This window comes from Streptomyces sp. NPDC059455, assembly GCF_042750115.1.
GTDB classification, from domain to species: Bacteria; Actinomycetota; Actinomycetes; order Streptomycetales; family Streptomycetaceae; genus Streptomyces; species Streptomyces endocoffeicus.
Genome location: NZ_JBHYVB010000281.1, coordinates 1 through 11,657, shown reverse-complemented (window position 1 = coordinate 11,657; position 11,657 = coordinate 1). Strand labels below are relative to the sequence as shown.

The following is an 11,657-nucleotide window of genomic DNA, read 5'->3' as shown; positions in this document are numbered from 1 at the left end:
TGCCCCCAGCTCCACCGTCCCGCTGCGACGGGATCAGCGGCGAAGGTCTCTCACCTCCACTCGAATCACTGCGCCTCACGGCGCACCCACGACCTTCGGCACACCTTCATCTCCATGTGCCTCCAGAACGGGATTCCGGAGCACACTGTGGCCGCGTGGGTGGGCGACTCCGTCGACGAGCTTCGGCGCACGTACAGCCACCTTCTGAAGGACCACGCTGACACGCACGGGGCGGTAGCCGCCGGCCTGACGGCGCGGCCGAAGCTGTCCGTCGTGCGCGCGGCGTGATGATCTACTTCCGTCCTCGCCCTCCAAGAGCGCGGAGCTGAATCTCAGCGGCTGAGGCCAAGACCGGCCTCAGCCCCGCTCCCGTTTTCTCAGCCCACCGTCCCCGCCTGCCCCCTCACTCGCGGCGGCGTGCCCCTCCCCTGAGCAGAGCTATCGGAGAGGTACAAGGCAGCAACGACTGCATCGCGCGCTCGGGCACCGCGGCGAGGCGCCCAGACGGCCCAGGCCAGAAGGCCACCCCGCAGGTCAGACCCCGCCCTCGCTGAACTCCGGCCCCGTGTCCCGTGGCTACTTTCATGGCTACGTACGTAGCCGTGCGACCCCGTTTGAACCGGTGCGGACCGGGATCTGGCCAAGCTCACGTTTCCATGAAAAAGGGGCCCCTGACCAGCAATTTCCCTGATCAGAGACCTATAGCGGCGGACGAGTCGGCCTGTACGCCGGGGACAGTAGGGGTTCCCCCATAGACACGCTCCGACCTGCACCTACATGCCGCATCACCGATCGTGATGCACATCTGGTGCACAACCTTCCGAAGCCGAGGAACCCCAGCTGCATGGAAGTCAACTTCGCCAATCATGAGTGCTGCCCTCCTCGTGTCTCCGGGGCCTTGTGCCGTGGCTACGATCAATCTGCCATCGAAACGCCTGTCCTACCCGGTAATCACCGCAGGGTACATCCATCGCTCATCGAGGTCGTTCGGAGCTCCTTCGTTCACGCTCGGCTCGGGGTGTCAGGGCAACCTCAGGCAGGCCAGCAGGCGCTGCGATGCCGTACGGCCACGCACGCAAGCCACCCTCAAAAAGCTCGTGCCGCGCCTCGCCCGCGAGAACAGCCGATGGGGCCATCGCCGGATGCAGGGCGAACTGGCCCGGCTCGGACACCCGATCGCCGCCTCAACCGTCCGGCAGATCCTGCACGCCGCAGGCATCGATACGGCACCGCGCCGCAGTGGCCCGACCTGGCGCGAGTTCCTCCGCGCAGGCCACCGGTGTGATCGCCTGCGACTTCCTCCACATCGACACCGGCCTGCAACGCCTGTACGCCCTGGTCTTTCTCGAGCATCACACCCGGCGCCTGCACGTCGCCGACGTCACAGCACACCCGATTGCAGCCTGGGCCACCCAGCAAGCCCGCAACCTCACCACTGACCTCGGGACACGAATGGACTCGCTGCGCTTCCTCATCCGAGACCGCGAGAGCAAGTACACCGACTCCTTCGACGCTGTGTTCCAGGCCGAGGAAATCGAGATCATCAAGACGACGGTCTGCGCGCCGAAGGCCAATGCCCACTGCGAACGAGTGATCGGTACCCTCCGTCGGGAAGTCCTGGACCACATACTCATCCTCGGCGAAGCTCACGCGCGCCAGGTTCTCGCCACATACCAGAGGCACTACAACGCGCACCGCCCCCACCCGGGCCCGCTGCCAACTACCTCCCCAGGCTCACGAAGCACCACTGACCCTTAGGGCAGCCAGCCGCAGAGTCCTGCATACCCGCATCCTCGGCGGCGTGATCAACGAATACAGATATGCCGCTTGACCAGGAGCGATGATGATTCGAGCTTCACACGTTGCGCAGTGCCGATAGTGTCTGCAGGCTCGCCTGCCCGCTCGACGGCCCGTCGCCCTCAGTCGCCGGGAGGGGCGGCTCGCGCCGCCCCTCATTGGAATATTGGATTGGCCCACTTCTGATCAGCGTGGCTAGCGCGTCGGTGGATAAGCTCGTGATCAGAGCCTCCATCACTACGGAAGTGGTCTAACAGTTACGTTACGAATTCCGTCCGCTGTTTTCTTCGCCTCGATCAGGGACATTTGGTTGACCATCGTGCGGTGGTCGTCGAAGCGCAGCTTGCCGCGAGCCCCTTGGACCGTTCCGATCGACCGCAGGGCGTCGTTGATTGATGCCCGGTCGACCCGCCCAGAGATCGACGCTACAGCCTTGTTCAGGATCACGCCGACGTCGTACATACACCCGGAAGGGATGCTCGGGAGAGCATGGAACTTCTGCTGGTAGTCCTTCACAAACGCCTTATTCACCGCGTTGTCGCGGTCCCAGTTATAGACAGCGGTGCTGCGCACGCCGAGCGCCGCGTTCCCCTCGGCGGCGAGTGAAGCCCCATCGGTCAGGAAGGTGCCGTTAAGCCGGACGTGCTTACTCAGCCCAAAGGCTGCGAACTGCTTCGTGAACTCGATCGCCTCACCACCCGCGAAGAAGGCGAAGACCTGCTTGGCGCCTGAGGCCCGAATCTGCGCCAGGTAGCTGGAGTAGTCGGATGTCGTGCCGAACGGCGGGTAGAGCTCACCCGCGATCCGATTGGCTGGGAACGTCTTCTTGAATCCCTCAAGATTTTCGTGGCCGCCTGCGTAGTCAGAGGCAATCAGAAACACCTTGCCGCCCGACGCGTCAGCCGCAAGCCGGCGCCCAAGGGCCCGGCCCGGGTCGCGGTTGTCGAAGGAAGCCCGCCAGATCCAGTCCGACGCCTGGGCCCCACCCAGCGCGACGGCACCGGTGTTTCCCATCAGCACCGGGACCTGCGCGCTGTTGAAGATGTCGCGGCTGCCCATCGCTGTCGGGCTGGCAACGATGCCGACCACGGCGTCGACCTGCTCCTGCCGGACCAGCCGGGTCGCGCCAGCAACTCCGCTCTGCGGGGTCGAGCCCTCGTCGACGGTAACAAGGTTGACGGTCTTCCCTCCCAGCTTGCCACCGTGCTGGTCGAGGAAGGTCTGAAAGCCCCGTTGCATGTCGCGACCGACGGAGGCATAGACCCCGGACTGAGACACGAGCAGGCCCACTTTGACCGTGTTGTCGCTGCTGCCGCGGCCGGGGGTGGCCCCCCGGGGGCCCCCCCCGCCGGCCGCCCCACGCCCGGCGCAAGTCTGACGGATGAAGGGCGGTCCTGTTCGTAAACTCTGTGCTCCCGATCCCTTGGCGCAGTGAAATCGCCGCCCAGAGGGGATGTGACCTACAGCACGTCCGGGGGGCGTTTGCGTCTGCGTCCGTCCGGAGTGGGTAGGTCTCGGGATGACCCACTGCCGACAACCCCACGGAGGTCCGTGTGGCCGCGTCAGCTCAACTTCTGTTTTCCGCCCTGTCCAAACCCGGCCCCGAGGCGTCCAGCGAACCGGATCCCTTCGACGGGGTCTCCGACCCCGACTGCGGACTGTGCGGTCTGGACGGCTTCGGGTCCGGAAGCGCCACCGAAGCGCCCCTCACCAGCGAGCCTCCGCTCGCCGACAACATTCCCCTGACCAGCGAGCCTCCGCTCGCCGCCGAACTTCCCCTGACGAGTGAGCCGACCGCCGTCCTCACCGGCGCGGGCGCGGGCTGCGGGCCGATGGAGTACTGATGGGCAGAGCGCGGCTCGCCGAGCTGCACGGTGTCGCCACGTCCTACGACCCCGCCCCGGGTCGCACCGTCCAGGTGCCCGAGGACACGGTCGTCGCCGTGCTCGCCGCGCTCGGCGTGGACGCCTCGACCCCCCGATCCGTACGCGAAGCGCTGGACCGGCACGACGGCCGGCGGCGCGACCGGCTGCTGCCCCCCTGTGTGGTGGTGCGCCCCGGCAAGGCGCCCCGACTGAGCCTGCCCGAGGGCACGGCGCTGCGGGTGTGCCCCGAGGACGGCGCACCGCACCCACGGGGGCGGGCGGCTGCGGCGGCCTTACGGGCCGATGGCCTCCTTACCGAGCTCGCCGCGCTGCCGCCCGGCGCCCACACCCTGCTCGCCGAGGCCCCCGACGGCCGCCGCGCCACCGCCCCCCTCATTGTGGCCCCCGACCGGATGCCGCTGTCCCCGGTCCGCAGCCACGGCTTCCTGGTGCAGCTCTACTCGCTGCTCTCCGCACGCTCCTGGGGCATGGGCGACCTCGGCGACCTGGCCGATCTGGCCGCCTGGTCGGGGCGGGCGCTCGGCGCCGGTTTCGTCCAGATCAACCCGCTGCACGCCGCCGTGCCCGGCACCCCGGCCGCGCCCACCGACCCGTCGCCCTACCGCCCCTCCTCGCGGCGCTTCCCCGACCCGGTCCATCTGCGGATCGAGGACGTGCCCGAATACGCCCATCTGCGCGGCCGCGCCCGTGAACGGGCCGATCAGCTGCTGGAGGCCGCCGCCGCCCTCCGTACGGCCGTCCTGTGCGAGGGCGCCCTCATCGACCGGGACGCCGTCTGGGCCCTCAAGCGCGAGGCGCTGGAACTGGTGCGGACGGTCCCGCTCAGCCCTGGCCGCCGCGCCGCCTACTGCGACTTCCTCGCCGAGCGCGGTCAGGCCCTCGAGGACCACGCCCTGTGGTGCGCGCTCGCCGAGACCCACGGCCCCGAATGGCGCGCCTGGCCCGACGGCCTGGCCGATCCGCGCTCCGCGGGCACCGCCCGGGCGCGGGCCGAGCACCTGGACCGCACCGACTTCCACTGCTGGCTGGCCTGGCTCACCGACACCCAGCTGGCCGCCGCCCAGCGCGCCGCGCGCGAGGCGGGCATGGGCATCGGCCTCGTCCACGATCTGGCGGTCGGGGTCCATCCCTCGGGCGCCGACGCCTGGGCGCTCCAGGACGTCTTCGCCTCCGGCATGTCGATCGGCGCGCCCCCGGACGCCTTCAACTCCCGGGGCCAGGACTGGGGCCTGCCGCCGTGGCGCCCGGACGCCCTCGCGGCCAGCGGCTACGCCCCCTACCGCGATCTGCTGAGCGGCCTCCTGCGGCACGCGGGCGCGCTCCGTATCGACCATGTGATGGGCCTCTTCCGGCTGTGGTGGGTGCCGGAGGGGCGGGAACCGACCGAAGGCTGTTACGTCCGCTACGACGCGGAGGCGATGCTCGGAGTGCTCGCCCTGGAGGCGCACCGGGCCGGGGCGGTCGTCATAGGGGAGGACCTGGGGACGGTCGAGCCCGGTGTGCGGGAGGAACTGGAGCGGCGGGGGGTGCTGGGCACCTCGGTGATGTGGTTCGAGCGGAACTACAACGGGGCGGGCGCCGCGCGGCCGCTGGCGCCGGAGGAGTGGCGGGCGGACTGCCTGGCCACCGTGACGACCCACGATCTGCCGAGCACGGCCGCCCGGCTCACCGGCGACCATGTCGAGCTCCGCCACCGACTGGGCCTGCTGAGCCGCCCCCTGGCCGAGGAGCGCGCGGCGGACGCGGTCGAGGTCGCCGAGTGGCTGGGGCTGCTGGGGCGGCTCGGGCTGCTGCCGGAGGGGCCGGGCGACGAGGAGGCGGCGGTCAAGGCGGTCCACCGCTTTCTGCTGCGCACCCCGGCGAAGATGGTGGGCGTCTGGCTGCCGGACGCGGTGGGGGACCGCAGGCCGCAGAACCTGCCGGGCACCTGGGATCAGTACCCCAACTGGCGACTGCCGATCGCCGACGCCGAGGGGCGCCCGATGTCCCTGGAGGAACTGGTCGCCTCGCCCCGGCTGCGCGCGCTGATGGACGAGGTTGCCCTGCTGGCGGCTTGTGACCCCGCCGCGTAGCCACCACTCCGGGGTGTCCGGCGGATCTGGACGCCTGCGGCGGGCTGTTCCCCTCCCCGCCCCTTCCCACAACTGGGGCTCCGCCCCAGACCCCGCTCCTCAAACTCCCCCAGCTACCGCCGGGAGGTGCCCCTGGAGGGGCTGGAAGGCGGGGCTCTGCCCCAGGCCCCGGGGTCCAGGGGCGAAGCCCTGCCACGGCGCGGAGCCGCATATCGATGCCGCGGGAAGGGGCGGGGAGGGGAGCAGCCCGCCGGACCGCCATAGTGGCTGTCCCGCCCCATAGGTGGGACCTCTGCCGTGTGCGGTCTCCCCAGGGCGCCTCTCCTCTGTCAGGCTGTCATGGACACCGCCATAGAGATCCGATCAATGCCGATCGGAGACCTGGAGGGGACCATGGCCCGACCTCTGGACGGAACGCCCGGCACCCACGGAACCCGCGGACGGCGGCGTGCGCTGCTCGCGCTCCGCGCCCTCGCCCTGGCCGCCCTCGCGGCCGCCGCCGTCCCTCCCGCCCCCGCGCAGGCCGCGGCGGAGGCCCCCGCGCGGGCCGGATGCGAGGGGCCCATCACCCCGGCCCCGCAGCAGGTCGTCGAGGACTGCGACACCCCCGCCCGCATCATCGACAAGGCCGCCAACACCGTCCCCACCCCCGGGCAGCGGGCCTGGCAGCAGCGCGAGGTCACCGCCTTCACCCACTTCGGCATGAACACCATGACCGGCCGCCAGTGGGGCTCCGGAGCCGAGGACGAGAAGCTCTTCGACCCGCCCGAGCTCGCGATGGACCAGTGGATGCGGGCGTACAAGGCCGCCGGCGCCCGGCAGGTCATGCTCACCGCCAAGCACCACGACGGCTTCGTGCTCTACCCGAGCCGCTACACCGGCCACGACGTCGAGGCCAGCCCCTGGTGGACGAAGGGCCCCGGCGGCCGGAATCCCGACGGCGATGTCCTGGGCGCGTACGTCAAGGCCGCCCGTAAGGCGGGGCTCAAGGTCGGCGTCTACCTCTCGCCCGCCGACGGCGCCGAGCTGCCGCACGCCTGGCACGCCCAGTGGGTCGAGAAGATCCGCGAGAAGCAGCAGAACGGCGAGGAGCTGTCGCTGCCCGAGCGGATGGCCCTGGAGGACGGCGACCGCGCACCCGCCGGCCAGGGCCGTTACGGCAACGGCAGCAAGCCCACCGAGCGCACCATCCCCACCCTCGTCCCCGGCGACGACCGGGCGGACAAGGTCGCCTCCGGCGCGCTGCCCACCTTCCGCTTCGCCGCCGACGACTACGACGCGTACTACCTCAACCAGATCTACGAGATCCTGACGCAGTACGGCCCCATCGACGAGTTCTGGCTGGACGGCGCCAACCCCTGGGGCGGTGCGGGCGTCACCCAGCACTACAACGTCAGGAACTGGTTCGAGCTGATCCACGCGCTCTCGCCGAATTCGGTGGTCTTCCAGGGCGCGCAGGGCGTGCGCTGGGTGGGCAACGAGGACGGCATCGCCCGGGAGACCGAGTGGTCGGTGACCCCGTCCGCGGTCGACCCGTGGACCGTCATCGGCGGCGGGCTGCCCAATGACTCCACCGACGCCGACATCGGCTCGCGTGCCAAGCTGACCGCGCCGGGCGTGCGCTATCTGCAGTGGTACCCGGCCGAGGCCGATGTCTCGATCCGCCCCGGCTGGTTCCACGACCCCGCGGAGCGGCCCAAGACCCCCGACCAGCTGATGTCGCTGTACGAGCGCAGCGTGGGCCGCAACGCCTCGCTGCTGCTCAACGCGGGGCCCGCGAAGAACGGCCGGATCGACGACGCCGATATGGCCTCCCTTACGGCCTTCGGCAAGGCCGTAAGGACGACATACGGCACCGGCTCCCGGCCGGCCCCCGGCCATCCGGTGACCTTCGACCGGGTGCGGCTCGGCGAGGACATCCGCCAGGGGCAGCGGGTGGAGGAGTTCACCGTGCAGGCCCGGGTGGCGGGGACCTGGCGGGACATCGCCTCCGGGACGACCGTCGGAGCCCGGCGCATCCTCCCGCTGGCCGCGCCCGTCACCGCCGACGGGCTGCGGATACGCGTCCTCGCCTCCCGCGCCGCGCCACGGCTGCTGCCGCCCACGGTCCACCTCAGCGAGGCGGGCCGCCGCTGAGCCGGCGGATGCGGGGCCGTGTCATGGTCATCTCAGCGCCGTGTTAAGGCCACCCCGGGCACGCGGCGCCGGGGGGCGTCGGATAACTTGAGTCCGTGAGCAACAAGGTCAAAAAGAACGCCGTGCGCGCCGGTGCAGTCATCGCCGCGACGACGGCGATGCTGCTGATGTCGTCCCCCGCGTTCGCGCTCACCCGCGACGACGGTGACGACCCGGGTCCGGGCCTGAGTGTCGCCGAGACACTGGGCCTCTATGTCGCTGCTCCGATCATCCTGTTCCTGGTGATCGCGGGTCTGGTGATGGCGGGAGACAGGAAGTCCCGTAAGCAGACCGACTGACGCGATCGATCGACGAAGCGCGCACGCCGCTGCGGAGCGCCCCGGCCAATCCGGCCGGGGCGTTTTTGTTGTGTGCGCTTTTGTTGTGTACGGGGGGAGTCGCTTTCCGGCCACGTCCCGGCCGTGCCCCGTCGTCGTCCGGGCCGCGTCCCGGACACGCCCGGCCACTCCACGCCCCGCCGCCCCGGATTCCCAAGTGGGAGCGTGTCGGGCCGAGTTCACCGGGTGCCCGCCATGGGCCCTGGCCTGTTTATTTTCGCTTTAACCTACGGTGTCGTAACCTACGGGGCCGTAGGTATAGCCCGTCGCCCCCGTCCCCTGGAGCCCCCACCGTGACACTCGCCCCTTCCCACAGCCACGGTCAGGCCGTCTGGAGCGACACCCAGCTCCTGTACGCACTCGAAGAGGTCGTCGAGACCGAGCTCAACCGGCATCTGCAGGTTGCCAAGGAGTGGATGCCGCACGAGTACGTCCCGTGGAGCGACGGCCGGAACTTCGACGGGATCATGGGCGGTGAGGCATGGGCGCCCGACCAGTCCAAGGTCAGCGATGTCGGCCGGATAGCGCTTGTGGTCAACCTCCTCACCGAGGACAACCTCCCCAGCTACCACCACGAGATCGCGACCCTCTTCGGCCGGGACGGCGCCTGGGGCACCTGGGTGCACCGCTGGACGGCGGAGGAGGGGCGCCACGGCATCGTGATGCGCGACTACCTGCTGACCAGCCGCGCCGTCGACCCGGTGCAGCTGGAGCGGTTCCGCATGGCGCACATGTCCGAGGGCTTCGAATCGGACAACCAGCACAGCATGCTGCACACCGTGGCGTACGTCGCCTTCCAGGAGCTGGCCACCCGCATCTCGCACCGCAACACCGGTCATCACTCCGGCGACCCGGTCTGCGACCGGATGCTGGCGCGCATCGCCACCGATGAGAACCTGCACATGATCTTCTACCGGAACCTGCTCGGGAAGGCGTTCGAGCTGGCCCCCGACCAGACCATGTGCTCCGTCCGCGATGTGGTGGTCAACTTCCGCATGCCGGGCCACGGGATGCCCGGCTTCGAGCGCGCCGCCGCCCAGATGGCCATCGGCGGCATCTACAACCTGCGCATCCACCACGACGACGTGCTCCAGCCCGTGCTGCGCTTCCTGAAGGTCCTGGAGATCGGCGGGCTCGGCCCGGAGGGGCTCAAGGCACAGGAGGAACTGGGGCTCTACATGGGCGGACTGGACGATCAGGCCACCAAGTTCGACGAGCGGCGCCAGGCGCTGCTGGCCCGTCGCAGGGCCCGTGCCGAACGGGCGTGATCACTCTGGCACCATCGGGTGATGGTCGAACATTCATCGCAAGATGCGGCGGTGGATCCGGAAGCCGAAGCGGCCCGGCTGAGGGCCGCGGCGGCGGCCGGGAAACCGGGCGCGTACCGGGCCTACGCCGAACTCCTCACCGGCCGGGGCCGCTTGGACGAGGCCCTGCCGTGGTGGGCCAGGGCCGCCGACGCCGGGGACGCGGAAGCCTCGCGCACCCTTGCGATCTGCCATAAGGACCGCGGCGAGTTCGCCGAGGCCGAGCGGTGGTACCGCACGGCCGCCGATCGTGACGGCGGCTGTGCGTTCGGTCTGGCCCGGCTGCTGCACGAGTCCGGTGACACGGCCGGCGCCGAGCGGTGGTACGAGCACGGGGCCGCGCTCGGCAGCGTCGAGTGCAAGACCAACGGCGCCGTGCTGCTGGCCGCCCGCGGCGCATGGGACACCGCGCTGGAGCGGCTGGCCGAGGCGTCCGCCGAGGGCGACGAAGTCGCCGCCCACAGCCGCCGGGCCATCCAGAACATGCTGAGGGACCTGGACGGCTGGCGCGCGGCCCTCGCCCGGGCGGAGGCCGAGGGCGACCCCGAGGAGGCGTACGAGGCGCTGCGCGAGCTGCTCGACCCGGAGCGCAGGGCGATGTTCGAGCGCTACCCGCGGATGGTCGCGGAGGCCGAGGCGCTGTACGCCCGCGCGGCCGCCGTCGGCGGCGCCAAGGCGCTGGTGGACCAGGCACTCTTCATCGCCCGCGACGACAGCCGCTGGGCCGAGGCCCGCGTCCTCGTCGAACACGCCCATGAGCGGGGCTACGACGGTGCCGCGTACGTCCTCGGCGTCTGGGCCGAGGAGAACGGCGAGCTGCGCACCGCCGAGGAGTGGTATCGCACGGCCGACGCGGCGGACGGCGGCCACATGTGGGCCTGCTTCAACCTCGGGGTGCTGTGCGTGCGGCAGCGGCGGCTTGAGGAGGCGGAGCGGTGGCTGCGGGCCACGGGGGCCGACGCGGTCGAGGCCGGGGCCGAGGGGGAGGGCCGGGGTCCGTTCGACGAGGGCGTCGACGCGGGGTTCGACGCGGGTTTCGGCGAAGGTTTCGGCGAGGGCGAGGAGCGGATCGTCGCGGCGCTTCGGGACATCGCCGCGATCCGGGCCGACCCCGAGCGGATGCCGCCCGCCGAGTGGGAGGAGCGGCTGCCCGGGCTGCGGGACCGCGCCGAGGGCGGCGGCCCGGACGCCTGGTTCGCGTACGCCGACGCGCTGGACCGGCTGTACCGGCTCCCGGAGGCCGCCGAGTGGTACCGCAAGGCGGGCACCCCGCGCGCCCTGCTCGCCCTCGGGCGGATGCTGTACGAAGGGGGCGGCGCCAAGGGGCTGCGGATGGTGCCGTACTACGAGCCCGCGGCGGCGGAGGGCGACGCCGGTGCGGCGTATGACATCGGCCGGATCCACGACGAGGCCGGGGACCGGCGTACCGCCCAGATCTGGTTCCGCCGGGCGGCCGACCTGGGGCACGGGCGCGCCGCGTGGTGGCTGGGCTGGACGTCGGAGGAGCGCGGCGGGGATCCGCAGCACGCCGAGCGGTGGTATGTGCGCGCCGCGCGCAGCGGTCTTGTACCGCCCGCGTTTTTGGCGGGGCGGAGCATGGTGCGGCGGGGCGCGTGTGCGGAGGCGGAGCCGTTGTTGAGGGTGGCGTGTGCGGGGGAGCATGAGGAGGCGCCGTACTGGCTGGCGGAGGCGTTGCGGGGGCTGGGGCGGTTGGAGGAGGCGGAGCGGTGGCTCCGCGTCGCGGCTGAGGCCTACCCGGGCCTCCTCCGCGAATACGGCGAAATGGCCCGCCTAGCCTTACGGGACCCTAGCTGACCCGTTTGTGGGCAATCGTCCCGCGGGGCGGGACGGGTGGGCACAAACGGGCCACCGGCCCGCACCCGGCAACGAAACCCTGACCAGGGACGGGCCGACCCGGTGCGGCCCAGCTAGGCCCTGGCCGAGGCATCGCTCCCGGGTGCACCCCGGTGGGTGGGTTGTGCCCACCCGTTCCGCCGGGGGGCACCTCCCAGCGGTAGCTGGGGGAGGAACGATTGCCCACAACCGGGAACGCGTTTCCCACAACCAGGAAAGGGGTGGTGG

At 71.0% G+C, this 11,657-nt stretch carries 7 protein-coding genes and 2 pseudogenes; 8 read left to right on the top strand and 1 reads right to left on the bottom strand.

What is annotated here, in order from left to right; all coding sequences use genetic code 11:
- Together ACFXB5_RS48950 and ACFXB5_RS48945 are read left to right on the top strand one after the other, a co-directional pair.
- A pseudogene (locus tag ACFXB5_RS48950) lies at positions 1-288 on the top strand (hypothetical protein); the annotation flags it as partial.
- A gap of 776 nt (positions 289-1,064) precedes the next feature.
- Positions 1,065-1,831: pseudogene (locus ACFXB5_RS48945) on the top strand (integrase core domain-containing protein); the annotation flags it as partial.
- A 203-nt stretch (positions 1,832-2,034) separates the two neighbouring features.
- On the opposite strand, the gene ACFXB5_RS48940 reads toward ACFXB5_RS48945, so the two are convergent.
- Complete coding sequence (locus tag ACFXB5_RS48940) at positions 2,035-3,087, bottom strand: ABC transporter substrate-binding protein (RefSeq protein WP_385221336.1); 1,053 nt, start codon at positions 3,085-3,087, stop codon at positions 2,035-2,037.
- A 263-nt stretch (positions 3,088-3,350) separates the two neighbouring features.
- Here ACFXB5_RS48940 and ACFXB5_RS48935 point away from each other — a divergent pair, with 263 nt between their 5' ends.
- The 6 genes from ACFXB5_RS48935 to ACFXB5_RS48910 all read left to right on the top strand — a co-directional run bounded on the left by ACFXB5_RS48935 (position 3,351) and on the right by ACFXB5_RS48910 (position 11,390).
- Positions 3,351-3,641, top strand: a complete 291-nt coding sequence (locus tag ACFXB5_RS48935; protein WP_201849494.1) for a hypothetical protein — start codon at positions 3,351-3,353, stop codon at positions 3,639-3,641.
- Complete coding sequence (malQ, locus tag ACFXB5_RS48930; RefSeq protein WP_385221333.1) at positions 3,641-5,755, top strand: 4-alpha-glucanotransferase; 2,115 nt, start codon at positions 3,641-3,643, stop codon at positions 5,753-5,755. The genes ACFXB5_RS48935 and malQ overlap by 1 nt, the downstream gene beginning before the upstream one ends.
- Positions 5,756-6,148: 393 nt before the next feature.
- Positions 6,149-7,891, top strand: a complete 1,743-nt coding sequence (locus ACFXB5_RS48925; protein ID WP_385221331.1) for an alpha-L-fucosidase — start codon at positions 6,149-6,151, stop codon at positions 7,889-7,891.
- 95 nt (positions 7,892-7,986) lie between these two features.
- Entirely contained in the window at positions 7,987-8,229 is a 243-nt protein-coding gene (locus ACFXB5_RS48920) for a hypothetical protein (RefSeq protein ID WP_014060726.1), read from the top strand.
- Positions 8,230-8,561: 332 nt separating this feature from the next.
- Positions 8,562-9,536 carry an acyl-ACP desaturase gene (locus ACFXB5_RS48915; RefSeq protein WP_385221328.1) on the top strand — a complete coding sequence of 325 codons (975 nt, stop codon included), beginning with the start codon at positions 8,562-8,564 and terminating at the stop codon, positions 9,534-9,536.
- 51 nt (positions 9,537-9,587) lie between these two features.
- On the top strand, positions 9,588-11,390 hold the full coding sequence (locus ACFXB5_RS48910) for a sel1 repeat family protein (RefSeq protein WP_385221326.1): 1,803 nt from the start codon (positions 9,588-9,590) through the stop codon (positions 11,388-11,390).
- The last annotated feature ends 267 nt before the right edge of the window (positions 11,391-11,657 follow it).